This is a genomic window from Flavobacterium sp. AJR (assembly GCF_002156885.1).
Taxonomy (GTDB): domain Bacteria; phylum Bacteroidota; class Bacteroidia; order Flavobacteriales; family Flavobacteriaceae; genus Flavobacterium.
In genome coordinates, this window is sequence record NZ_NCWQ01000061.1 from 1 (window position 1) to 26708 (window position 26708).

At 33.2% G+C, this 26708-nt stretch carries 21 protein-coding genes and 1 pseudogene; 17 read left to right on the forward strand and 5 right to left on the reverse strand.

What is annotated here, in order from left to right:
- The 3 genes and pseudogenes from B8T70_RS15790 to B8T70_RS15800 all read left to right on the forward strand — a co-directional run.
- Positions 1-221 (forward strand): annotated as a pseudogene (locus B8T70_RS15790) (IS110 family transposase); the annotation flags it as partial.
- A gap of 33 nt (positions 222-254) precedes the next feature.
- Positions 255-824 (forward strand): YeiH family protein, encoded by a 570-nt coding sequence (locus tag B8T70_RS15795; protein WP_242667497.1) that lies wholly within the window; start codon positions 255-257, stop codon positions 822-824.
- Between the two features lie 370 nt (positions 825-1194).
- Positions 1195-2838 (forward strand): arylsulfatase, encoded by a 1644-nt coding sequence (locus tag B8T70_RS15800; RefSeq protein WP_086895450.1) that lies wholly within the window; start codon positions 1195-1197, stop codon positions 2836-2838.
- Positions 2839-3174: 336 nt separating this feature from the next.
- Here the strand turns inward: B8T70_RS15800 and rocD are convergent, their stop codons facing one another.
- The gene (rocD, locus tag B8T70_RS15805; protein ID WP_039118170.1) at positions 3175-4428 is read right to left on the reverse strand and encodes an ornithine--oxo-acid transaminase; all 1254 of its coding nucleotides are present in this window, start codon (positions 4426-4428) and stop codon (positions 3175-3177) included.
- A 147-nt stretch (positions 4429-4575) separates the two neighbouring features.
- Between rocD and B8T70_RS15810 the strand changes: the two genes are divergently transcribed.
- From B8T70_RS15810 to B8T70_RS15830, 5 genes are all read left to right on the forward strand, one after another.
- Positions 4576-5028 (forward strand): Lrp/AsnC family transcriptional regulator, encoded by a 453-nt coding sequence (locus B8T70_RS15810; protein ID WP_039112858.1) that lies wholly within the window; start codon positions 4576-4578, stop codon positions 5026-5028.
- Between the two features lie 91 nt (positions 5029-5119).
- Positions 5120-7273, forward strand: coding sequence for a penicillin acylase family protein (locus B8T70_RS15815; RefSeq protein ID WP_242667498.1), 2154 nt, complete (start codon positions 5120-5122; stop codon positions 7271-7273).
- A gap of 102 nt (positions 7274-7375) precedes the next feature.
- Positions 7376-8149 carry a dienelactone hydrolase family protein gene (locus tag B8T70_RS15820; RefSeq protein ID WP_086895452.1) on the forward strand — a complete coding sequence of 258 codons (774 nt, stop codon included), beginning with the start codon at positions 7376-7378 and terminating at the stop codon, positions 8147-8149.
- 43 nt (positions 8150-8192) lie between these two features.
- On the forward strand, positions 8193-9257 hold the full coding sequence (locus tag B8T70_RS15825) for a DUF3667 domain-containing protein (RefSeq protein ID WP_039118174.1): 1065 nt from the start codon (positions 8193-8195) through the stop codon (positions 9255-9257).
- Positions 9258-9264: 7 nt separating this feature from the next.
- On the forward strand, positions 9265-10281 hold the full coding sequence (locus tag B8T70_RS15830; protein ID WP_039112862.1) for a M28 family metallopeptidase: 1017 nt from the start codon (positions 9265-9267) through the stop codon (positions 10279-10281).
- 180 nt (positions 10282-10461) lie between these two features.
- Here B8T70_RS15830 and rho read toward each other — a convergent pair whose 3' ends face one another.
- Positions 10462-12297 carry a transcription termination factor Rho gene (rho, locus tag B8T70_RS15835; RefSeq protein WP_086895453.1) on the reverse strand — a complete coding sequence of 612 codons (1836 nt, stop codon included), beginning with the start codon at positions 12295-12297 and terminating at the stop codon, positions 10462-10464.
- 187 nt (positions 12298-12484) lie between these two features.
- Between rho and B8T70_RS15840 the strand changes: the two genes are divergently transcribed.
- Both B8T70_RS15840 and B8T70_RS15845 read left to right on the forward strand, forming a co-directional pair.
- Entirely contained in the window at positions 12485-12895 is a 411-nt protein-coding gene (locus tag B8T70_RS15840; protein WP_039112865.1) for a DUF4293 domain-containing protein, read from the forward strand.
- A 166-nt stretch (positions 12896-13061) separates the two neighbouring features.
- Positions 13062-13724, forward strand: a complete 663-nt coding sequence (locus B8T70_RS15845; protein WP_035619889.1) for a response regulator transcription factor — start codon at positions 13062-13064, stop codon at positions 13722-13724.
- Between the two features lie 94 nt (positions 13725-13818).
- Here B8T70_RS15845 and B8T70_RS23905 read toward each other — a convergent pair whose 3' ends face one another.
- Positions 13819-13980, reverse strand: coding sequence for a hypothetical protein (locus B8T70_RS23905; RefSeq protein ID WP_165572095.1), 162 nt, complete (start codon positions 13978-13980; stop codon positions 13819-13821).
- 422 nt (positions 13981-14402) lie between these two features.
- On the opposite strand from B8T70_RS23905, the gene B8T70_RS15850 reads away from it, so the two are divergent.
- Together B8T70_RS15850 and B8T70_RS15855 are read left to right on the forward strand one after the other, a co-directional pair.
- Positions 14403-16097, forward strand: a complete 1695-nt coding sequence (locus tag B8T70_RS15850) for an ATP-binding protein (RefSeq protein ID WP_086895454.1) — start codon at positions 14403-14405, stop codon at positions 16095-16097.
- A 174-nt stretch (positions 16098-16271) separates the two neighbouring features.
- Positions 16272-17969, forward strand: a complete 1698-nt coding sequence (locus tag B8T70_RS15855; RefSeq protein ID WP_086895455.1) for a tetratricopeptide repeat-containing sensor histidine kinase — start codon at positions 16272-16274, stop codon at positions 17967-17969.
- Between the two features lies 1 nt (position 17970).
- On the opposite strand, the gene B8T70_RS15860 is transcribed toward B8T70_RS15855, so the two are convergent.
- Together B8T70_RS15860 and B8T70_RS15865 are read right to left on the reverse strand one after the other, a co-directional pair.
- On the reverse strand, positions 17971-18468 hold the full coding sequence (locus B8T70_RS15860; protein ID WP_039112868.1) for a metallophosphoesterase: 498 nt from the start codon (positions 18466-18468) through the stop codon (positions 17971-17973).
- A 217-nt stretch (positions 18469-18685) separates the two neighbouring features.
- Positions 18686-20599: an SPFH domain-containing protein gene (locus B8T70_RS15865; RefSeq protein ID WP_086895456.1), complete on the reverse strand. Its 1914-nt coding sequence runs from the start codon at positions 20597-20599 to the stop codon at positions 18686-18688.
- Between the two features lie 534 nt (positions 20600-21133).
- Here B8T70_RS15865 and truA point away from each other — a divergent pair.
- The 5 genes from truA to B8T70_RS15890 all read left to right on the forward strand — a co-directional run.
- On the forward strand, positions 21134-21868 hold the full coding sequence (truA, locus tag B8T70_RS15870) for a tRNA pseudouridine(38-40) synthase TruA (RefSeq protein WP_039112870.1): 735 nt from the start codon (positions 21134-21136) through the stop codon (positions 21866-21868).
- Positions 21869-21923: 55 nt separating this feature from the next.
- Positions 21924-23678, forward strand: coding sequence for an ABC transporter ATP-binding protein (locus B8T70_RS15875; RefSeq protein WP_086895457.1), 1755 nt, complete (start codon positions 21924-21926; stop codon positions 23676-23678).
- 250 nt (positions 23679-23928) lie between these two features.
- Positions 23929-25317, forward strand: a complete 1389-nt coding sequence (gene lpdA / locus B8T70_RS15880; RefSeq protein ID WP_039112873.1) for a dihydrolipoyl dehydrogenase — start codon at positions 23929-23931, stop codon at positions 25315-25317.
- A 186-nt stretch (positions 25318-25503) separates the two neighbouring features.
- The gene (locus B8T70_RS15885; protein ID WP_086895458.1) at positions 25504-25962 is read left to right on the forward strand and encodes a copper resistance protein NlpE; all 459 of its coding nucleotides are present in this window, start codon (positions 25504-25506) and stop codon (positions 25960-25962) included.
- 246 nt (positions 25963-26208) lie between these two features.
- Positions 26209-26708: YgcG family protein (locus B8T70_RS15890; protein ID WP_086895459.1), on the forward strand; the 500-nt coding region annotated here is incomplete at its 3' end.

Sequence of the window (26708 nt, forward strand, 5' to 3'; positions counted from 1 at the left end):
AGTCGAAAATTTGTAAAATGGGCATGAGTCGCATTAGGGCAATGCTATATGTTTGCTCTTGGTCTGCTAAAAAATGTAATGCTGCTTGTAAAGAATTATACGATAGATTAGTCGAAAAAGGAAAAGCTAAAAAAATAGCTTTAATCGCTGTAGCAAACAAACTACTTAAACAAGCATTTGCTTTAGCATCAAAAAATGAATATTATTTACAAAATAATTAAAAATAAATTTGCTTTTAAACACAGTTCATTTCGATGGTATTAGTAACAGCAATCCCCATGATGATATTTATGCCCATAATTGCCAAGTATTTCAACTTCCCCGAAGAAGTAACCGGAGCTTGGTTAGGCGGGAGCATCGATACCTCGGGAGCCGTTGTTGCATCAGGTTCGCTAGTAGGAGAAACAGCTTTAAAAATAAGTACAATTGTAAAATTCTCTCAAAATGTATTATTAGGATTAGCTGCTTTTGCCATATCTGTTTATTGGACATATACCCATAATAAATCAGCCGAAGCAGTCGCATCCAAGCCGACATTAGGAGTTATCTGGGAACGTTTTCCAAAATTTGTTATCGGTTTTATAGCTGCCTCATTAATCTTTTCGTTCCTGCTTACTCCCGAAGTTAGAGATCAGGTCAAGGATAGTTTAAAGAATTTACAAGGAATTTGGTTTGCATTAGCCTTTACAAGTATAGGCCTGGAAACCAACTTCAAAGATTTGTTTAGCAACAACACCAAAAAACCATTATATGCCTTTTTAATCGCGCAGTTATTCAATGTAATCATAACCCTAATAATCGCCTTTTTACTATTTAGCAATTAAATATCGAGTACCACACGGTTGAAACCGTGGGCTATGATTAAAATATAACAGAACAGACAATGTAAATCAAACTAATGGCTCGACAATGAATTGCAAAAACAAATAATCATGATACAAACATTGACAACAGCTTAAACCACTAGAAAACAACACATTATAACGATTCGTACCACACGGTTGAAACCGTGGGCTATAGTTAAAATGCGATAGAATATAAGACAAGAAAAAACAGACGATGTAAATCAAACTAATCGCTCGACAATGGATTGCAAAGACAAATAATCATGATACAAACATTGCCAACGGTTTCAACCGTTGGAACACAATGCAAACACAGCCTTGGCTTACCAATTTATAATAATCAATCAGAATGAAAAAAATAATTATCACACTAAACCTTCTACTGACAACAGTCGTTTTAGTTCAGGCACAAAACAACACTTCAAAACCTAACATCATCCTAATTATGGTTGATGATATGGGCTATTCGGATTTAGGAAATTATGGCTCCGAAATAAAAACGCCAAACCTAGATAAACTAGCCACAGAAGGATTACGATTACGAGAATTTTACAACAACTCTATTTGTGCTCCAACCAGAGCATCCTTATTAACAGGACAATATCAGCATAAAGCAGGCGTAGGTTTTTTTGATGTAAATCTTGGCTTACCAGCTTATCAAGGTTATTTAAATAAAGAATCATTAACCCTAGGCGAAGTTTTCCGCTCTGGTGGTTACAGTACTTTATTGTCTGGAAAATGGCACGTAGGTTCAGAGGATCAGGCACAATGGCCAAACCAAAGAGGATTTGATAAATTTTACGGAATCCTAAAAGGAGCATCAAACTATTTTGATACCAAACCATTGCCATTCGGAAAAACACCCTATCCAGTAAAACTGATAAAAAACAATGTCGAATTACACCCAAAAGACGATTCGTATTATTTTACAGATGAAATCGGGAATAATGCTGTAACATTTCTAGAAGAACAAAATAAAGAAAACAAACCATTCTTTTTGTATTTAGCCTTTACAGCGCCACACTGGCCATTGCAGGCAAAGCCTGTAGATATTGCCAAATACAGAGGTAAATTTGATGAAGGCTGGGATGTTTTACGAGAAAAAAGAATCCAAAAACTAAAAGAAAACGGAATTCTTCAGGCAGATCAAACCATTGGACCAAGAGATCCCGAAGTACCAGAATGGAATAAATTAACCTACGACGAGAAACAATTCTGGAAAGCCAAAATGGAAGTTTATGCCGCAATGGTCGATAATATGGATCAAAATGTTGGAAAAGTTTTAAACGAATTAAAAGCATTAAAAAAAGATAAAAACACCCTAATAATTTTCATTTCAGACAATGGCGCACAAGGCGGTTTCAATAGTTACAATCCGTTAAACAGAGGACTTGTACGAAATACAGGTCCAGTAGGAACATCAGGTTCATTTGATTATCAGGAACAAAACTGGGCATATTTATCCAATACCCCATTGCAACAATATAAAAACAATATGCACGAAGGCGGTTTTAGTTCCCCATTTATCGCATGGTATCCATCACAAATAAAAGCTGGGCGAATCGATAAAGGAACAGGACACATCATCGACCTTGCCCCTACTTTTTACGAATTGGCAGGAATACAATATCCCAAAGAATATAATGGTGTGACGACAAATCCTTTGGTTGGAAGTAGTTTGATACCTGTTTTATTTAATAATGTTTCGCAGGTAGATCGAGGCACACCATTATTTTGGGAAAGAGCAGGAAACCGAGCCGTGAGAGATGGCAAGTGGAAATTAGTTTCCATATATCCATCCTACGAGTGGGAACTTTATAACATCGATACCGATAGAGGCGAAACTACCAATGTAGCCCAGCAAAATCCAGGAATCGTAAATCAGTTATCGGCTAAATATTTTGATTGGGCAGATAAAACCGGAGTAGTCGAATACAGCAAATTCAAACTAAAAACCGAAGTAATGCCCGGTGGATCCCCATTAAAGAAATAGTTGCTTTTTTTGATATTTTAAGCAATTATAAACGAAAAGCGATAGTCCTCAAACTATCGCTTTTTTAATTTTCAGGAGCTAAATCCTGCTGTACACTATATCTTTTTCTGTCTAAAAAAGCCAGAAAAAGGATGCCGTTCCCATCAGGGCTAGGCTATGAATATTGTAAATAAATTTTAAACACTAATTACACTAATTTGCACAAATTTTAAAGATTAAATTAGTTTGTGAAATTAATTTCACAAACTAATTAGTGTCAATTCGTGAAATTCGTGTTTATTTTATACCAATCTCTAGATGGCAAGTTACCATCAAGATTAGGCTATCAATTGCTACTTATTTTTTAAAATCATTAAGTGCTTTTTCTATAATAGCAAGACATTCCTTAATTTGATCTTCGGTAATAACCAAAGGTGGCGCCAAACGAATTTTGTTTCCATGAGTAGGTTTAGCTAATAAACCGTAATCTCTAAATCTCAAACAAATTTCCCAAGCAAGATCAGATTCTTCATCGCAGTTAATTACAATTGCATTTAGTAAACCTTTACCACGAACCAAAGTAATAAGGTCATTTCGCTTAGCAATATCATTTAAACCATTACGTAATATAATCCCTAAACGCTCTGCATTTTCAGATAAATTTTCATCCCTTACAACCTCAAGAGCTGCAATTGCAACAGCAGCAGCAACAGGATTTCCTCCAAAAGTTGATCCGTGTTGACCTGGTTTAATAACGTTCATGATAACATCATTACACAATACAGCCGAAACAGGATATACACCACCAGAAATTGCTTTACCTAAAATTAAAATATCAGGTTGAACATTTTCATGGTGTACAGCCAATAATTTTCCTGTACGAGCAATTCCCGTTTGAACTTCATCGGCAATAAACAAAACATTATGTTTCTCACAAAGTGCTTTGGCTTTAGCCAAATAACCTTCAGAAGGAACATAAACCCCAGCTTCACCCTGAATTGGTTCAACAAGGAAACCAGCAATATTTTTAGATGATTCCAATACTTTTTCCAAAGCATCAAGATTATCATATTCTATTTTTATAAAACCAGCAGTATAAGGACCAAAGTTCTTACGTGCACTCTCATCATTAGAGAACGAAATAATAGTAGTCGTTCTACCATGAAAGTTATTCTCACAAACAATAATTTGCGCCTCATGCTCAGCAACCCCTTTTACTTCATATGCCCATTTACGACATAATTTAATAGCAGTTTCTACAGCTTCAGCACCAGTATTCATTGGTAAAACCTTATCAAAACCAAAAAACTTAGTTACAAATTCTTCATAGTTTCCTAGTTTATCATTGTAAAAAGCTCTCGAAGTCAATGTTAATGTTTGAGCCTGATCCACCATTGCTTTCACAATTTTAGGATGACAATGCCCTTGATTTACCGCAGAATATGCCGATAAAAAATCAAAATATTTCTTTCCGTCAACATCCCAAACATAAACCCCCTCACCTCTTTCTAAAACAACTGGTAATGGATGATAATTATGAGCACCGTATTTATTTTCTTTCTCTATTAATACATTAGATTTTGACGAAAGAATTTGTTGAACCTGTTCCATGATCTTTATTTTTAACTTTTTACAAAACTAAGACTATTTTTTAATTTTACAATAATTTTTAATACTTTTGACTTGATTAAGGACATAAAAAGTCAATTTATATTTATTTAATTAAAAATAAAGTCAATTTAATTTAAAACAAATTTCATGGATTCATTAGACGAATTTGACATCAACATCATCAAACAATTAGAAAAAGACGGTCGAATGGCATATTCTGCTATTGCAACCAACTTAAAAATTTCTAATACAATGGTGCATCAGCGCATCAATCGTTTAATAGAACAAGGTGTATTATCTGGAATAAAACCAGTTGTTAACGAAAAGAAAATTGGATACGATTGGGCATCATTTACAGGAATAACTCTTAATAAAGATTCAGATTCTGACAGGATAATCGAGGCATTAAAAAAAATTCCCGAAATCACCGAATGTTATTATGTTACGGGATCCTTTACCCTTTACATAAAAATTATAGCCAAGAATCACGAACACATGAGAAAAATACTCTACGAAAAAATCGATAGCATTCCAGGAATTGCCAAAACAGATTCTATTATAGAATTAGGATGCGCTTTTAAAAGAAATGCAAGTCTATAAAAAATAGACTAATTTCGAAAGAAACTTAAACTGGCTAAATCATATGGTTTATTCTAAAAAAAACATACTATTTATATTCTTTTTTTTCCTTTTGAGCTTAACCCTTTTTTCGCAAAAAACAAGAAAAAGAGAGGTTAAAAAACTTCAGGAAAAAGCACAAAAAGTAACCATCATACGTGACAATTGGGGTATCCCTCACATTTATGGAAAAACAGATGCCGATGCTGTTTTTGGCTTAATGTATGCCCAATGCGAAGACGATTTTAAACGTATTGAAATGAATTACATAGAAAAACTAGGACGCCTATCTGAAATAAAAGGAGAATCAGTTTTATATAATGATTTAGAAATTAAACTTTTAATAGATGCTAATGAAGCCAAAGCCGATTATAAAAAAGCCGCTCCTTGGTTAAAAAAACTACTAAATAGTTATGCTCACGGAATTAACTATTATCTATACAAACATCCCGAAGTAAAACCTCTTTTATTAACCCATTTTGAACCTTGGTTTCCTTTGCTTTGGACTGATGGAAGTATTGGTGCCATAAGCACAGCCGATCTTTCTACAGGAGAATTAAAAGCATTTTACTCTGGAAACAATGACAAAGTAGCATATGTAGAACGAGAGAAAAATGTGCAAACTGGCTCTAACGGATTTGCTTTTGCCCCCTCTAAAACCGCATCTGGAAATTCAATTCTTTATATCAATCCACATACTACTTTTTATTTCAGACCCGAAGTACAAGTTACAAGCGAAGAAGGTCTTAATGTATATGGCGCAGTAACTTGGGGACAATTTTTCGTTTATCAGGGATTTAATGAAAACTGTGGTTGGATGCATACTTCTTCAAATGTAGATGTTGCCGATATGTATGCCGAAAAAATAGTCGAAAAAAACGGAAACCTATTTTATGAATATGACCAGGAATTGATTCCTGTAATTGAGAAGAAAATCACAATTAGCTATTTAGAAAATGGAAAATTAATTCCAAAAAAGTTCAAAACCTATTTTACAAACAATGGTCCCATAATGGCTAAACGAGATGGAAAATGGATTAGTCTTAAATCTAACAATCGCTCCATGAATAGTTTGGTTCAAAGCTGGGTCAGAACCAAATCAAAAGGATTTGAAGATTATAAAAAAGCAATGGATTTAAAAGCAAATACATCCAACAATACCGTATATGCCGATAACAAAGGAAACATTGGGTACTGGCATGGGAACTTTATACCTATTAGAGATAAAAAACTAAATTGGTCAAAAGTTATAGACGGCACAACATCGGCCACACAATGGAAAGGACTACACGAAATATCGGAAACAGTTCATTTATATAATCCCACAAATGGATGGTTACAAAATTGTAATTCTACACCTTACACTGTAGCTGGTGATAATAGCCCTAAAAGAGAAAACTATCCAGCATATATGGCACCCGACGGAGAAAATTTTAGAGGCATAAATGCTGTTCGTATTTTTAGTAAAGGCGAAAAATATACTCTGGACAAAGTAATCGCCGATGGTTATGATAGTAAACTCTCCATTTTCGAAATACTAATTCCAGCTTTACTTACTACTTTTGAAAAAGACATAAGCCTAACTGATTTAGAATTTAGTGATTTATCAGAACCTATTGCTATTTTAAAAAACTGGGATTATTATGCCCGAGAAAATTCTGTTGCAACAACACTAGCGGTCGAATGGGCATACAAATTAGACCCAATTATACAAAAAGCATACATTAATGAAGGAGAAGCCGATCAGGTAGAAAACACTAAAAACTTTGCAAAAAATGCGACCGACAGTCAATTAATTCCACAACTACAAGCTACAATAAAAGAATTAAAAGATAAATGGGGAACATGGCAGGTTTCTTGGGGAGATATAAACCGTTTTCAGAGATTATCAGGAGATCTAAATCTAACTTATAATGATTCACAGGCAAGTTTACCTATAGGATATGGCCCGGGATCTTGGGGCAGCTTACCCTCATTTAAAAGTAGTTTCCAGAAAAATACTAAAAAGCGTTACGGATATAATGGCAATAGTTTTGTTTGTGCCGTAGAATTTGGCACTAAAGTAAAAGCAAAATCTTTGCTTGCAGGTGGAAACAGTGGCGATGTTAAATCAAAACATTTTTACGACCAAGCCGAAATGTACCAAAAAAGGCAGTTTAAAGATGTTTTGTTTTATAAAGAAGATGTCGAAAAAAATGCCGAACGTACCTATCATCCAGGTCAATAATTTACATAATCTACAACAATCAATATAAACCTCAGAAGAAAAATCTTTTGAGGTTTTTTTCTATTATTATATTTCTGATATTTGTCTTAAAAACATATTATTATGAAAACCATATATCTATTTATTTTAGGAATTTCACTAAATACCACAATTATGTTTGCACAATTAAAGCCCGTAAAATATATCGATGGCAGTCAGACTCTTAACGGCTTAGCCATTCAGCCAACTACAAAAAGCAATAATAAACCAGGTATACTAATGATTCCCGCTTGGCTAGGAATCGATAATGCTTCAAAAGCAATTGCCGAAGATTTGGCTAAACTAGGTTATCATGTCTTTATTGCCGATATATATGGAGAAGGTAATTACCCAAAAAATACTACTGAAGCTAACAAAATTGCTACCCATTACAAAACCAACTATACCGAATTCCAGAAAAGAATTAATCTTGCTTTGCAACAATTGGTAAAATCTGGAGCTAATGCCGACAATATCGTTGCAATAGGATATTGTTTTGGAGGAACAGGCGTTCTGGAAGCTGCAAGAGGTCATCTTAACTTAAAAGGTGTTGTTTCATTTCACGGAAGTTTAGCCAGAGATGCTGCCAGAACCAACGAAACTATTACAGCCAAAGTTTTAGTTTGCCATGGTGCAGATGATCCATATGAATCTGCAGAAGAAATCACCGCTTTTCAACAAGAAATGCGTGACACCAAAGCCGATTGGCAAATGATTTATTATGCCAACGCGGTACACTCATTCACCAATCCCGAAGCAGGAAACGATAATTCTAAAGGAGCTGCATACAATGAAAAAGCTGCCAAACGTTCATTCGAACACTTAAAACTTTTCTTAAACGAAGTATTAAAAAAATAAATACAATAATCTCAAACCAAAAAAATACCAAACCAAATAATTTATGTCAAAAAGTCCATTAAGAAAAGACAAAACCTGCTTAAATTGCAGACACGTTGTCGAACAACATTACTGTCCTAATTGTGGACAAGAAAACACTGATACCAGAAAAACATTTCACCATTTATTCATTCACTTTTTTGAGGATTTAACGCATTATGAAAATGCTTTTTGGCGCACGATTAAAAATCTTTTATTTAAACCATCAGCTTTAACCAAAGAGTATCTTTCAGGAAAACGATTATCTTATTTGGCACCAGTTCGTCTTTATATTTTTATCAGTTTTGTAACTTTTCTTTTAATCGCCATGTTTCCTCTTCATGTAAATGACGACACAAGCGAAGCTATTAATCCAGAAAACGTTCAAAAGCAAACTACAACCATTACCAAGTCATTAAAAGAAAATAAAGATGTAAAAGCACTACTAAACTCTGAATCAATATCGAAAGAAGATAAAAAAGCGATTGAAGAAGTTTTAAGTAATCCCAAAGCAAGCAAAGAAAGCCTAATTCAATTTGGATATACATCTGTTAATCAACTAGACTCCATTCAAAAATATGGTCCTGAATCTAAAAAACTTTCCGACTTTAGTTATTGGCTGAACAGAAAAGTCCAACTTATAAAAGATAAAAATAATGGCCGAGAAGTACTTGATAAATTCGTAGAGTCATTTATACACAATTTACCTAAAGTTTTATTTATCATCATGCCATTTTTCGCTTTCTTTTTATGGATTTTTCATAATAAAAAGCGTTGGTATTATTTTGACCACGGGATATTTACCCTACATTATTTTTCATTCTTATTACTAATATTCTTAATTCTATTCACAATAGGAAAAATAGGAGATGCAATAAACTATCCATTTCTTTCTACTATAATTAATTGGTTCACGGCTGCCGGAGTACTGTGGATGTTTTATTATTTTTTCCCTGCTCACCATAGATTTTACGGAGAGTCAAGAATTGTATCATTTATGAAAAGTATGGTATTATTTTTCATAAATTCAATTTTTATACTATTTTTACTAGTTGCATTCGCTTTTTACACATTTATCAATTTACATTAAATAAACAATGAAAAAATTATTAATTCTATTCGTAATTGCTTCGGCATTTTCATGTAAAAACACCCAAGGTGTTGTTGCAAAGGATAATTCGGATCCAACCAAATACATGAACACTATTACTGCCAAAGATTTAAAAAAGCATCTTTACATAGTAGCTTCTGATGAAATGGAAGGAAGAGAAACTGGATCAGAAGGGCAAAAAAAGGCAGGAGTTTATTTAATTAATCAGTATAAAAAGGACAAAGTTTCTTTTCCTAAAGGGGCAGCCGATTACTACCAACCCGTTCCGGCTTCTTACCTTAATGCCAAAAGAAATCAAAACCTACCCGATTCAGAAAATATTTGGGCGTATATCGAGGGTTCAGAAAAGCCAGATGAAGTCTTAGTTATTTCTGCACATTACGATCACGTAGGTGTAAAAGATGGTGAAGTATATAATGGTGCCGATGATGATGGCTCAGGAACAGTTGCTTTACTAGAAATGGCACAAGCTTTTGCAAAAGCAAAAAAAGAAGGACATGGACCTAAACGTTCTATACTTTTCTTACATGTAACTGGAGAAGAACATGGTTTACACGGTTCACGTTTTTACTCAGAAAACCCATTGTTTCCGCTTGCAAATACAATCGCTGATATTAATATTGACATGATTGGACGTCGCGATGTAGAACATGCAAAATCAAACAATTATGTATATGTAATTGGTGCCGACAGATTATCTAGCGATTTACATAATATTGTAGTAGCCCAAAACGAAAAGTACGCTAAACTCGATTTGGACTTCAAATTCAATGATCCAAAAGATCCAAATCACTTTTATGAGCGTTCTGATCATTATAATTTTGCTAAACATGGTATTCCATCTGTATTTTTCTTTAATGGAGTTCACGAAGATTACCACCAAAAAGGCGATGAACCAGAAAAAATCGAATACGATGCTTTAACAAAAAGAACACAACTTGCTTTTGTAATTGCCTGGGATTTAGCAAACAGAGAAAACAGACCAGTAGTTGATAAAAAGTAAAATAAGGTTCAGAGGTTTTCCGTAGAGACGCACCGCAGTGCGTCTTTGATAGAGAGTTGCAAAAGTTCTGATGTTCACAAAAAAAGGGATGAGTTCAAAACTCATCCCTTTTTTTATATTTATAGATTCCAAAAGTAAAACCTTTGAACCTTTGTAACTTAAAGCCTTTGAACCTCTCCTCTAGTCATTCATAGAGATTAAAAACTCTTCGTTGTTTTTGGTTTTCTTGAAACGATCATTGATAAAGTCCATTGCTTCAACAGGATTCATGTCTGAAAGGTATTTTCTCATGATCCACATTCTTTGTAATGTTTTCTCGTCTAGTAACATATCATCACGACGCGTACTTGAAGAAGTCAAATCGATTGCAGGGAAAATACGTTTGTTAGCAATCTTACGATCCAATTGTAACTCCATATTACCTGTACCTTTAAATTCTTCAAAGATAACCTCGTCCATTTTTGATCCGGTTTCCGTTAATGCTGTAGCAATAATACTTAATGAACCTCCATTTTCTACATTACGAGCAGCTCCAAAGAATCTTTTTGGTTTTTGTAATGCATTCGCATCAACACCTCCACTTAATACTTTACCAGAAGCTGGCTGTACCGTATTGTAAGCTCTAGCCAAACGTGTAATCGAGTCTAACAAGATTACTACATCATGACCACATTCTACTAAACGTTTAGCTTTTTCTAATACTATATTAGCAATTTTAACGTGTTCTTGTGGTTCTCTATCAAAAGTAGAAGCAATTACTTCTCCACGTACACTACGTTGCATATCGGTAACCTCCTCAGGACGCTCATCTATAAGAAGAACGATTAAATATACCTCTGGATGATTTGCAGCAATAGCATTTGCAATATCTTTAAGCAACATTGTTTTACCCGTTTTAGGCTGTGCTACAATCATACCACGTTGCCCTTTTCCTATTGGAGAGAACAAATCGATTATACGAGTTGAAATTGTACTTTGCTTTTCGGCTAATTTAAATTTTTCAGAAGGAAAAACTGGAGTTAAATGTTCGAATGAAACACGATCGCGAACTACTTGAGGATCATGTCCGTTTATTTTTAGAACTCGAACTAATGGGAAAAACTTTTCTCCTTCTTTAGGAGGACGCACTACTCCTTTTACTGTATCACCTGTTTTAAGACCAAACAATCTGATTTGTGAAGTTGATAAATAAATATCATCTGGAGAAGCTAAATAATTATAATCTGAAGAACGTAAGAATCCGTAACCATCCGGCATCATTTCCAGAACACCTTCACTTTCGATAATTCCGTCAAACTCAAAATCAGAGTCTCTGAAATTATTCTTTTTATTCTTAAAGTTTGGATTTTGATTACCATTATTCCCGTTTTGATTTGGATTTTGATTCGGGTTCTGGTTTGGATTTTGATTCTGCTTATTCTGGTTCGGATTTGTCTTTTTTACCTGAACTGGTGCTTCAGTTTTTTCCGATGTAGCATTTGTTGGAGTCTCATTTTCAGTTTCAGATGAATTTTCATTTGAAATTTCTGCTTCTGGCGCAACCTCTTTAGCTGCTTCTTTTTCCTTTTGTAAAGCGACCTTTTTTTCGTAGGCCGATTTATTGAATTTTATAATTTTTGATCCTTTTTTCTCAGGAACAATCTTTTCTGATGTTTGAACAGGTTCAACTGTTTCTATAGATTCTGCTTCTGGAGCAATTAGTGCTATTGGAGTATCAAGAATTTCAGTTGGTTTACTTTCTTTTTCTTCTTCAAAAACTAAATTCTTTTGAACTGTATTCTTTTGTATAGCTGCTTTTTTAACTGGAACAATTCGAGCTCTTTTAGGCTTATCATCTTCAACAACTTCATTTTCTTTTTGAACAACTGGCGGTTGCACAGTCGTTTCTTGATGTGCTAAAATCTGACTTATTAATGTGTCCTTTTTTACACCGTTAAATTTTATTGTTTTAGCTAACTTAGCTATTTCTTGAAGCTCAGAAAGCTTCATTTCTTTTAATGCAGAAATATCAAACATGAATGTTCTATGAATTTAATTAATTTTCGGAAATACTGTAAAAGAATAGGTAGTACTGTTTTTTTTTTGAATCAACCGCAGTATGAAGTGCTTACGGTATTGTGATGCAATAATACGAATAAAATTTTATCATACAATAGTATTTGTAAAAAAGAAAATATATTTTTGTAAAACAATAATCAAGAAAATGATACAACGAATTCAAACTATATATTTACTTTTAACATTTGCGGTTACTATATTAATGACTTTCGTTCCGCTTTGGACAACAGCAGATGCTAAGCCTTATTATTTCATGCAAAATCAACTTTACGTTGTTTTACTAGGTTTAAGTGCTATGTTATCTATCGTAAGTATTATTTCATATAAAAAGAGACAAAACCAGTTTGTCATGGGCAGACTAAATATAATATTAAATTTAATTTTATTAGGATTGTTTGTATATCATTCACTAAATGTATCTGGAGAAACACCTGCTGTTTCTGAGAAAGGTATTGGGATGTTTCTACCTATAGTTGCTATCGTATTATTAGTGTTAGCTAATAAAGCCATCAAAAAGGATGAAGATCTTGTAAAATCTGTGGATAGATTGAGGTAAACCTATAAACTTAATTTATTTTGTGCGAAGAAGACCCGAATTATATAATTCGGGTTTTTTTGTGGGAAATATCAAGATTTTTGCACTACTATGATTAAATTAAGCCCTATAAACACTTATAGTCCCTTATTTTTTCATAAATTTGAAACGAATAGTTATCATTTTTATGAAAGACAAAATACGAGTACATCTAGCCGATGATCATCAGGTACTTATTGACGGGCTTACCAATTTATTACATACCGTTTCTGACTTTGAGGTTGTAGGCTCTTCTTTGAACGGAATGAATATTTTTGATGATGTATCTACAAATAACACTAGTATCTTAGTTCTAGATATTAGTATGCCTCAAAAAGATGGTATCGAAGTCCTTAAAGAATTCTCAGAAAAAGGTTTTCCCTGCAAAGTAATAATCCTTTCTAGTTATGATGATTTAAAAATCATTAAAGAGGTAATGAATCTTGGAGCCAGTGGTTATCTAACCAAAAAATGTGCTGGCGAAAATATCATTGAGGCTATTGAAGCTGTTAATAAAGGTGAAGAATATTTTTGCGACTCAGTTAGAGAAAAAATATTTACCACTTTTACAAGAGGTAATCCTAAACTCAACGAACGTACGCGAGAAGAAAATTCTATATTAAGCTCACGTGAACTTGAGATTATCACATTGATTTCTCTTGAATATAGTGGAAAAGAAATTAGTGAATTGCTTTTCATCAGTACTAATACTGTCGAAACTCATCGCAAGAATATCATGAAAAAATTAAAAACAAAAAACACTATTGGTCTCGTAAAATATGCGATTAAGAACAATTTGATTAAATCATAAACATAAAAAGTGCTTCAGAAACTGAAGCACTTTTTTTATTCTTTACTAAATTAATTTACGCCTTTTTATTTAAGTTAATTAGCAATAGATTTTATTAACCTTCTCCCTTTCCTCCTTTATCAATATCTACCTTTTCTTCTATTGGCTCTTCTGGTTGATTTTCATCTTCAGGAGTTGGTTCACCTCCAGTATTAGTGTTTGGATCTTCTCCTGCTAAATTGTAATTTTCTTCTCCTTCTAAAAATTGTTTTGACATTTGTTATTTTATTTAAATTAATTAATCCCAAATCATTTTAAGACACTTTGGGCTCTGTCTTTATTATTTAGTGAATTACACCTTTTTATCTATTTTTGTCAGAATTTAAGCTTGATATACCTAAAATAATCTTTAGGATCTTCTGGTAAATTACTGAATTCTATGGTACTTATAATACTCCCTAAATGACCTATTTTTATACAAACAAGCATTACAGCTATCTCAGATACCATCAACACATCTATTTAGTCTTTAATTACTTACAAATTAAATTCGTAAATCTATTCATAAAAAGCCTTAATTAACCAGAAACATTACCTACACAATAATAACTTTTTTTTTTCAATCATAAAGGGATTTAATTATTAAATTTGGAGCTAAAATGTTAGAAATTCTTATCTATAAAATAACAGTCGTATTAAATGCATAAAACTCAATTTTTCTCATTACTCATTATATTACTAATATGTTTTAGCACCGACTCTTACTCTCAAAATAAGCCACTTCCAAAAAATGAAATTGATAAATTAATAAAAGAAGCTGTTAGTAACTGGAAAACTAACAATTATGAGAAATCATTGAAGCAATCAAGAATTGCCTTAAAACAAGCAATTGACATTAATGACAACTATCTTATCGCATACTCTTACAATACAATAGGCCTAAATTTTGATGATTTAATCATGCTCGACAAAGCTTTAGTTTTTTATCAAAAAGCACTATATTACGCTGATAAAACTAACGACAATAAATTAAAAGCCAAAATCCATAACAATCTGGCAAACACCTATTTTTTCTATAAAAAAGAGTACCAAAAAGGGATTAATCACTATAAAAAATCACTTGAATACAGCCAGAATTCACCCGAAAATTCAAGAATATATCTTAAAAAACTTAATATTACCTGGGCCTATTTTGAGATTAAAAATTACGACAAAGGTTTAGATTATTTAAATTATATAAATGAATTTAAACAATATGGAGATGAGTCAACTGAGGTTGCATTAAATATGCTAAATGCGATATATAACGATCATAAAAACGATACAATAAAAGCAAATGCTTTTTTTACGAAAGCAATTGCACTAGGAAATAAAAGTCATGAAAAATTTGATTTAGCAAAAACACATGAAAAATACGCAGATTTTTTATTCAGAAATCACAACTACAAAAAAGCATATCAAAACATAATTCGACTCAACACCCTCAACAAAGAACTTACTGAGTCTATAGAATTAAAAAAGACAAAACTTGTAGGTGTTAATCTTGAATTAGATGAATACAAAAGAGAAGTTGATAAAATTGAATCTCAATATAAAACCAAACAACAATCTTTATTAAAGGAACAATCCCGCAACAAAAAAATTGTTAGCATTATGTTTTCCTTATTTATTGTTACTATCATCTTATTCTATTTTTTCTATCAAAATACCAAACTTAAACAGAAAAACAGACTTAAAGATGTACAGAGCAAAATACAACAAAACATCATTAATGCCAGTATTGACGGTCAGGAAAGTGAGCGCAAAAAAATAGCATTATTTTTACATGACAACATTAGTGCATTATTATCTACGGCAGGAATGCATCTGAACGTTTTTTCGACTCAAAACGAACCTGTATCTGAAGAAATTCTTAAAACAAAATTCATTCTCGAAGAAGCGCATGATAAAGTACGTGATTTATCTCATGAACTTTTACCTACATTATTAGTTCGCTTTGGTTTGTTTTATGCTCTTGAAGATTTGTGCGAAAAAAATTCGAACTCGACTCTTCTTTTTGAATACTCCTGTACAATTCCCCCGAAGACTCGTTATCATGAAAAATTCGAAATGAGAATCTACTTTATAATTTCAGAACTTTTAAATAATATCATAAAACACAGTGAGGCTACCATTGCCAGTGTTTCGTTAGTAGAGAATAATTCGAATCTTATTATTAATGTAAATGATAACGGAAAAGGCTATAATACCAATGAATTTAACATCGCTGAAGGCTTTGGTCTGAATCAAATTAGAGCAAGAATAAAAAATTTGAAAGGAGATATCGAAGTTATTTCCAAAATTGACATGGGAACCTCAATAAAGATAGATGTTCCGATAATGTCTGAATCGTAATTTAATCCTAAAAACTGGTTTTATATAAATCATCAAATATTAAATTACTTACTATTGTATTCTATATTAACATGTCACGTTTTGAGCATCAATTAAACATCAATAGCAATAAAATTAATTATTAAATTTGAACCCTAATCTTTGAAATTACATATATAATAATCATTATATTAAATGCACAAAAATCGAATTGTCTTATTACTCGTCATATTGCTAATTTGTTTAAGCAACAAATTTTACCCTCAAAGCAAGCCTCTTTCTAAAAAAGAGACAGAAAAACTTTATGATGAAGCTGTAAAATTTATGCGTGAAGGACAATACGAAAAATCCCTAACACTATCCCGTCTTACTTTAAACTATGCAATCGCTGCTAATGATCCAAATCTTATTGCAAAATCATACAATACAATTGCTGCCAATTTTGATGAATTAACAGAACCTGACAAAGCCTTATTTTATTACAAAAAAGGATTAATATATGCCGAGAAAACCAACAATGGCGAACTTAAGAATTGGCTTTATAATAATTTAGGTAATATTTACTGCTTTAATAAAAAGGAATATGAAAAAGGAATTTCTTATTATAAAAAGTCTCTTTTTTACAGTACTAAAATAAAAGACTCGGTACAAGTAGTTTTTACAAAACTAAATATTACTTGGGCTTATTTTGACATTGGTGGTTATAAAGACGGTTATCCTTACTTAAGTTACATTAATAAGTTCCACTCAAAACATGGTGATGCTTCTACTTTGGTAGTATTAAATATGCTTAACGGTATGTATTACAATCATGAAAACAATAACAAAAAAGCAGATTTATTTTTTAAAAAAGCAATAAAAATTGGTCGAGAAGGAAATGAAAAATCAGATTTATGTTTCACTTATCAAGAATATTCTAAGTTTTTATCAAAAATAGGAAAATCTAAAGAAGCCTATGACAATCTAGCTCTTTATACTACTTTAAACGAAGAACTAAATAATGAAGATAAATTACGAAAAGTAGATGTTGCTGGTCTTAACCTAGAAGTAGATCAATACAAAAGAGACATTGATAAAATAGAATCGCAGTACAAATCAAAACAACAATCTTTATTATCGGAGCAATCCCGTAACAAGAAAGTGGTTAGTATTATGGTTTCTCTATTTGTTATTAGTATCATCTTGTTTTATTTTTTCTATCAGAATACTAAACTGAAACAAAATAACAGACTAAAGGATATTCAAAGCAAAATACAACAAAACATAATCAATGCCAGTATCGACGGTCAGGAAAGTGAACGAAAGAAAATTGCTTTATTCTTACACGATAATATTAGTGCCTTATTATCTTCGGCAGGAATGCATTTAAATGTTTTTTCGACTCAAAACGAACCTGTTTCTGAAGAAATTCTTAAAACAAAATTCATTCTGCAAGAAGCTCATGATAAAGTACGTGATTTATCTCATGAACTTTTACCTACATTATTAGTTCGATTTGGTTTGTTTTATGCGCTGGAAGATTTATGCGAAAAGAATTCTAATTCGACGATACTTTTTGAGTATTCTTGTGCTATTCCATCGAAAACCCGATACAATGAAAAATTTGAAATGAGAATCTATTTCATCATTTCGGAACTTTTAAACAACATTATAAAACATAGTGAAGCTTCTCTTGCTAGTATTTCGTTAGTTGAAGAAAATGGCCACCTGATTGTCAATGTAAATGATAACGGCAAAGGATATAAAACAAATAAATTTCATATCGACGAAGGCTTTGGTCTAAACCAAATTAGAGCCAGAATAAAGAATTTAAAAGGTGAAATAGCAGTTATATCTAAAATTGATATTGGTACCTCTATTAGAATAGAAGTTCCAATAGTAAACCTGGTATAAATTAATTACGTTTCTCGATTTCTATAATTTCTAAATCTTTTATTTTATCTCCGTCTATCACAAATCGCAACATCGTGCGCACTTGATGAAAACCACTTTTACCCGCAGCTCCAGGATTCATATGCAGCAAATTATTCTTTTTATCGAACATTACTTTTAAGATATGTGAATGTCCGCATATAAATAATTTAGGAGGATCAGAAGCCATTTCTGCTTTTATAGCAGGACTATACTTTCCGGGATAACCACCAATATGAGTAATCCAAACCGAAACATCTTCGCACATAAAACGATTGTTTAAAGGAAATTCTAATCGTGCCTTGGCATCATCAATATTTCCATAAACACAACGTAATGGTTTTACTTTTTTTATAGCATCGGTAACCGATAAATCTCCAATATCTCCCGCATGCCACACTTCATCGGCTTGGGAAACGTATTTTAAAATTGTATCATCAATATGGCTGTGCGTATCGGAAAGTAGGAGGATTTTTTTCATTATAGGTACAAAGGTTCTGAGTTGCAAAGGTACAAAGGTTTTCTTTAAAGATGCTAAGGTTCTGAGGGGCTAAGTTGCTGAGTTTTTTAATAAAAAAATCCGATTCGCTTTCGCAAATCGGATTTCAAACTTTGTGTTAGACGCACTTCTGTCCGTCACTACGTTATACGATGTCTTTTACATTTCATCTCTAACGTTTTACATTTTACAATAGTTACTATTTCTTAGGAATTTTAACATCTTTAGAATCTTTGGTATCTATCATTTCCATTAGTTTTAATCCTAACAAACCACTGATCGAACCATCAGAACCACCGTTTCCGGAAATTAAAACATCAGGAATTATTTTGATGTTTCCTTTTCCAATTTCCTCGGTAACTTTATATCTGGTAAAATTATCTCCACCCATCGCGCTAACCTGAAGTTGGTACGATTCTGCAGTCGATTTACCAATTGCCATAATTTTCTCTGCTTCGGCTAAACCTGTTTTAGAAATCCTTTCCGCTTCTGCACTTGCGTTCAATTTGGTAGCCTCAGCTTGTGCTCCTGCTCTTGCTTTTGTTGCTTCAGCTTCCGCATTGGCACGCATTTTTGTAGCTTCGGCTTCGGCGTTTACATTCAGTTTTAAACTGGTTGCATCTCCTTCAGCTTTCTTCACGGTTGCATCTGCGGTACGTTGTGCAATTTCTACACTTTGCGAAGCACGCACAATTTCTTTCTGCATATCTGCAATCGCGGTTTCTTTCTCCATTCCCTGGCGTTGTTCCTGCGCCATTCTTTGAGTTTGATATGTTTTTTGCTCCTCTTCTGCTAATTTTCTATCTGTCAAAGTTTTCATCAATGAATCTGGCGGAACGATATCTCCAATCAAAGTATCAACAGCATTTACATTATATTCATCAAGAACTAATTTAATATGATTTTTAGCCGATTCCTGACGTTCTTTTCTTGTAGACAAGAAAGAAATAACATCGCTGTCTTGTGCCGAGTTTCTGAAATAGTTACCAATTGTAGGCTCTAAAACCTGAGAAACTAAGTTATTCATGCTTCCAAAACGAGCAATTACTTTTGGCGCTTCGGCAGCCGGAACGTGAATAATTTGCGCCACATCCAGATTAAATGGAAAACCATCTTTTGAACGAACAGTAATCGTAGAAAGATTTTTATCTAAATCATGCGACTCGCTTCTGGCATTTGCCCAGTTCAAAACCAAGTTGGTTGTTGGAACTGCTTCTAACTTAGTCGTATATTTATTTAAGGCATATTTTCCAGGTCCAAAAGGTTCCATCCAAACACCACGTTGTCCTTTTGAAACAATGTTTCCGTGTTTAAAAGTATCTCCGGTAACATCTTGACCATCTTCTCCAATATACGAAATAACAACTCCAACATATCCAATAGGCACATCAGTCATTGGATTTTGTTCTATCAAGATTCCCCATGTATTAATATAGTACGATCCTGCCAACATTACCTGAGGCTGTAAACCACGATTTCCACCAGTATCCAAAAACTTGTCAAAATCCTGAAAGTTATTATGACCTTCAACAAATTTTCCTGCAATTTGTCCTTGCGGAATTGGTTCTCCGTCAAGCGCTGTTACAATACCAATCATGTTCTCATAAATCTTGATTTGGTCTGCAATTACAATTTCGAACAAGAACGTATTTATACGATACGAACCTGTGGTAATAAAAGCAGTCTGACGTCCTTTTTGTCCGCCATTGTCCAGGAAAAAAGTAGCATCCTGAAAGTTGTCACTTTCTACTTTTCGGGCTAAGATTCGACCGGTTGGAATTTCCTTTCCGTCTTTACTTAAAACGAGTCCAATTTTTCCTTCCGGAATAACTGTAAATCCAGTCATATCTATCGAATATTGCCAGATCCACATTCCCCAGTATAAACCCGGAGCAAGTGTTTTTGCCTGATAACCTGCTTCTCCTTTTGTCGCAATAATACGACCATCAGGAAGCGATTTATCAGTTCCGAACAAAACGAATTTTTTAGTCACAAGACCAATCTTATCCTCTGGAACCATCACCATTCCGAAGAAAACACGTAAAATAAATTTGTAAAAAACGATGGAGAATAAGATTAAAATTATCCACCAATAAGAAGTAATTTCATTCATAGTTTTGATATATTAGATTACAAACATAGCAGAAATACTTCCTGTTAAAATGAAATATTTTCAAAATTAACTTTTGTTAATTTTTCTTAAATAATGCTAAAAAAAGCCCCTGATTAAATCGTTAGAATTGTCAATTTCTGACACGATTTTTTACTGAACAAACTATGATTGGTATTTTTGATTTTAACAGTTTTTTGAGGAAGGTACATAGGTTCAGAGAAGCAAGGGTTCTTTAATTAGGTTCAAAGGAACAGAGATGCAAAAGTTTTCTACAGGAAAACATAAACATTGTGTCTTTGTTTATTTTCATATCTAACGTGAGACGCACTGCGGTGCGCCTCTACGAATAACCGATAAAAATGATTACACATCGTATAGACAAAAACCTTATCCCGTTGTGTTAGACGCACTGCGGTGCGTCTCTACAATGCGTCCCTAAAAAAACCTTAAAACCTCAGTACCTTTGCACTTTTGCATCTCTGTTCCTTTGAACCTTTTTTGTACCTTTGCATCTTAGAACCTCTGCACCTTAAAATGAGATATTTTATACAATTTGCATACAACGGCACACATTATCATGGTTGGCAATTTCAGCCTAATGCGTCATCAGTTCAGGAAACTTTAAACAAAGCACTTTCTGTTTTATTAAATACTCCTATTAATTTAATGGGGGCTGGTCGTACTGATACTGGTGTTCATGCCAAAGAAATGTTTGCTCATTTTGATTATGATTCTCCTATTGTCGTTCCGAATTTGGTTCACAAACTCAATTCTTACTTACCAAAAGACATTGCTATTTATGATGTTATCTTGGTTCAGGACGAAGCGCATTGTCGTTTTGATGCAACCAAACGTACTTATGAATATCATATTAATACAGTCAAAGATCCTTTTCTGGAGGAACTTAGTTGGTATTTTCATCAATATCTGGATGTTGCTTTGATGAACGAAGCTGCTAAAATTTTGTTAAATCACACCGATTTCCAATGCTTTTCGAAGGTGAACACTGATGTAAATACATTTGATTGTAGTATTTTTGAAGCGTATTGGAAAACCGAAGATAATAAGCTGATTTTTACCATTTCGGCCAATCGTTTTTTACGAAATATGGTTCGCGCCATTGTTGGTACTTTGATAAACATTGGTTTACACAAAATTACGCTGGATGATTTTGAAAATATCATTGCTAGTAAAAACCGAGACAAAGCAGGTTTTTCGGTTCCGGCACACGGATTGTATTTAACTAAGGTTGTTTACGATTATTTATAGTTTTAAGCTATAGGCAGTAAGCCTAAAGCCTAAAGCCTAAAGCAAAAAAAATAAAATGAAAGCAAAAGCATTTGATACTGGCCTCTTCAAACGAATTCTTACTTATACTAAACCTTACAAATGGCGCTATAATGGTGTAATCATTTTTGCGGTTTCGCTCTCTATATTTGCCGCTCTTCGCCCCTATTTGCTTAAGCAAACGGTGGACGGATATATTAAAACTCACGACCAATTGGGTTTACTTTTTTATGTAACCTTAATGGGAATTGTGCTTTTACTGGAGGTTTTCTCGCAGTTTTATTTTGTGTATTGGGCAAACTGGTTAGGTCAGGATATTGTAAAGGATATCCGCACGAAGTTGTTTAAACACATTTTGAGTTTTAGAATGAAATATTTTGACCTTGTACCTGTAGGACAATTGGTTACTCGTTCGGTTTCGGATATTGAGTCGATTGCCAGAATCTTCAGCCAGGGTTTATTTATGATTATTAGCGACTTGATGAAAATGCTTGTTGTGCTAATTTTTATGTTTTATATGAACTGGAAACTTACTTGGATTGTGGTTATTGCCATGCCTATTTTGGTTTACATCACTCGTATTTTTCAGCGTAAAATGCAGGTTGCTTTTGAGGAAGTTCGAACTCAGATTGCCAACATGAACTCGTTTGTACAGGAGCGTGTTACGGGTATGAAAATTGTTCAGCTTTTTAATCGTGAGAATGCTGAGTACGAAAGTTTCAAGGAAATAAACGGTAAACATAAAAAAGCATGGATAAAAACTATTTTATATAACTCGATTTTCTTCCCTATTGCCGATATTATTTCGTCACTTACATTGGGTTGCATTGTCGTTTTTGGTGGATTTAAAATCCTGAATGGCGATAACTTTACGACTTTTGGGGATTTATTCTCCTACACGATGTTTATCGGGATGTTATTTAATCCGTTGCGTCAGATTGCGGATAAATTTAACGAGATGCAATTAGGAATGATTGCTGCCAATCGTGTTTTTGATATTATCGATACTCAAGACCATATTCAGGATACTGGAACTATCGAAGCTCCTATTTTCAACGGAAGTATCGAATTTAAGGACGTTCGTTTTGGATATATCCCAGAGGAGGAAGTTATTAAAGGCATTGATTTATCGGTTGAAGCCGGACAAACTATAGCTATTGTAGGTTCGACTGGTGCAGGAAAATCGACTATTATAAACTTACTGAATCGCTTTTATGAAATTAATAGCGGAACAATTTGTATTGACGGTCATAATATAGAGAACTATACGCTGGCTTCATTACGCAAGCAAATTGCGGTGGTTTTGCAAGATGTATTCTTGTTTGCCGATACGATTTACAATAATATTACGCTTAATAATCCTGAGATAACCAAAGCTAAGGTTGTAGAAGCTGCCAAAGTAATTGGAGTACATGATTTTATTATGAGCTTGCCTGATAATTATGATTTTGATGTTAAGGAACGTGGTGTAATGCTTTCTTCTGGTCAGCGCCAATTAATCGCTTTCTTGCGTTCGTATGTGAGTAATCCGAGTATTTTAATATTAGATGAGGCAACTTCATCTATAGATACCTACTCTGAAGAATTAATCCAGCGTGCTACCGAAACGATTACCAAAGGCAGAACTTCGATTGTTATTGCGCATAGATTGGCAACGATTGTAAACGCCGATAAAATTGTGGTTATGGATAAAGGTCTTATTGTAGAGCAAGGAACGCATCAGGAATTGATAAATCGTGCCGAAGGGTTTTACAAAAACTTATATGACTCGCAATTTGTGATAGCAAATTAATTTAGAACTCTGTTTTAATTACTGCTGTTTTCGTAAAATAAAGGTGATTATTTACTTAATTTTAGCAAATTAAATCACTTTTATTTCAATCTCTGTGAAATAGCCAATGTAAATTGACCTTGAAATAAAAATTAAACCTTTTTTTAAAATAAATCCTTAAATTCGCAATCTCTATTCATTGTTAAAAAATAGAAAATGAAATGCGTTTTATACAGCTTTCAATTTTAAAAATAAAATAAATACTTAAAAAATGAAATACGACGTTATTGTTTTAGGAAGTGGTCCAGGCGGATATGTAACTGCCATTAGAGCATCACAATTAGGCTTTAAAGTAGCCGTAGTTGAAAAAGAAAACCTAGGTGGTGTATGCTTAAACTGGGGTTGTATTCCTACCAAAGCATTACTTAAATCGGCTCAGGTTTTTGATTATCTAAAACACGCTTCCGATTACGGATTGACTGTTTCTGAATTCGATAAAGATTTCCCTGCGGTTGTACAACGTAGCCGTGGAGTTGCGGAAGGAATGAGCAAAGGTGTTCAATTCTTGATGAAGAAAAATAAAATTGACGTTATAGATGGTTTTGGTAAACTTAAACCAGGAAAAAAACTTGACGTTACTGATAAAGATAATAAAGTTACAGAATATAGCGCTGACCATATTATTATTGCTACAGGTGCTCGTTCTCGTGAGTTACCTAACTTACCTCAGGATGGAGTAAAAGTAATAGGATACCGTCAGGCAATGACTTTACCTACTCAGCCTAAATCTATGATTATTGTAGGTTCTGGAGCTATTGGAGTTGAGTTTGCACATTTTTATAACTCAATGGGAACTGAAGTTACTATTGTAGAATTTATGCCAAACGTTGTTCCTGTAGAAGACGAAGATATCTCTAAACAATTTGAGCGTTCTTTGAAAAAAGCTGGAATTAAAATCATGACTAACTCTTCTGTAGAGCGTATTGATACAACTGGTGCAGGTGTAAAAGCATTTGTTAAAACTGCAAAAGGTGAAGAAGTTCTTGAGGCTGACATCGTTCTTTCGGCTGTTGGAATTAAAACTAACATCGAAAACATTGGTCTTGAAGAAGTAGGTATCGCTGTAGACAGAGATAAAATCTTGGTAAATGCTTACAACCAAACTAATATCCCTGGATATTATGCTATTGGTGATGTTACTCCTGGACAAGCTTTGGCTCACGTAGCTTCTGCTGAAGGAATTAACTGTGTAGAAAAAATTGCTGGTTTACACGTAGATCCAATCGATTACGGAAACGTTCCTGGTTGTACTTACGCAACTCCAGAAATTGCATCTGTAGGTTTAACTGAAAAACAAGCTAAAGAAAAAGGATACGAATTAAAAATTGGTAAATTCCCATTCTCTGCTTCAGGAAAAGCTAAAGCTGCTGGAACTCCAGACGGTTTTGTAAAAGTAATTTTTGATGCTAAATATGGCGAATGGTTAGGATGCCACATGATTGGTGCTGGTGTTACAGATATGATTGCTGAGGCAGTTGTAGCTCGTAAACTAGAAACTACCGGACATGAAATCTTAAAATCTATTCACCCTCACCCTACAATGAGTGAGGCTGTTATGGAAGCTGTTGCTGATGCATACGGCGAAGTAATTCACTTGTAATATTCCCTTAGTTAAGAATATAATTTTCAATCTAAAATCCGATTTGCGAAAGCAAGTCGGATTTTTTTTATGATTTACTTTTTTTAATTAATTCTAAAACCCTGTCCTAACACGTAATAAAAAAATTACTAGCACGTTCTTATTATATAATATTTAAATTTACTTAATCTAATAAAACTCAACTAAATGAAAAAGCAAATCGTAACACTGATAATGGCAGGGCTATTAATGGCGAGCTGTAAAGATAAAGATGCCATGAAACAAGATACAGTAACGCAAGATACAATTGTAACTCATGATGAACATACATCACAAAATTCATTAGATTGGGTTGGTACCTATAAAGGAATTATACCATGTGCAGATTGTGAAGGAATTGAGCAGGAAATAACAATAAATGACGACAAAACTTTTTCTATAAAAGAAACATATCTGGGTAAAACAAAAGATAATAAATTTACCGATGAAGGAACAACTACATGGAATAAAGAAGGAAACATAATCACGACTATAACTAAAGATAAAACCAGAACAACATCTTACTTAGTGGGAGAAAGAACACTAACACAGCTTGATATGGACAATAAAGAAATTACTGGTCCTCTTGCTAAAAATTATATTTTAAATCAGATAGAACCTAAATAGAAAGTCCATTTTATAATTGGTATTAATTCTATTTCTGAAATATTTTAAAATCCGATTTGCAAAAGCAAGTCGGATTTTTTTTATGATTTTACTTCTCGATAATGTCAAGTAAAAGTTTCTATTTTGTTAATTCACATACTTCACATAAAACCAATAAAATATTAACCATTTCATACAAATTTGAAGAATGTTTTATCATAATAAAGTCTTATTTTCGCACCACCAAATCTAACCCTCAGTACTAATATGAAAAAGATCTTCTTTATTATTACAATTACCTTATTTTCATTAAATAGTTTTTTTGCTCAAACAAAAAATGCAGTAAGTTCAACCTCTGAACCTCAAAATGTTTTTTCGAAATCATATGATTATGTAAATGACTTCGAAAAAATATTATCTCCAAGTCAAATAGCAGCTTTAAAAAATACTTTAAAATCTTGCGAGACAAGCTCGGGTCATAAAATTATTCTTGTTACAACTCCTTCAATAAAACCTTATTCTGATATTCCTGAGTACTCATTGGATCTGAATACTTATTTAGCCAATAAACTAAAACTAAACACAGCCGTTTTAATTGTTTTTAGTAAAGAGTTGAGACAAATCCAGATACAAGGTAGTGACCAGGTACATAACACACTTAATTATGACGAAACTAAAGATATTATATCTAGCTATGCCTTACCAGAATTTAAAAAAGGTGATTTTTATAAAGGTTTAGAAGTATCTGTTTCTGAAATAATCAAAAA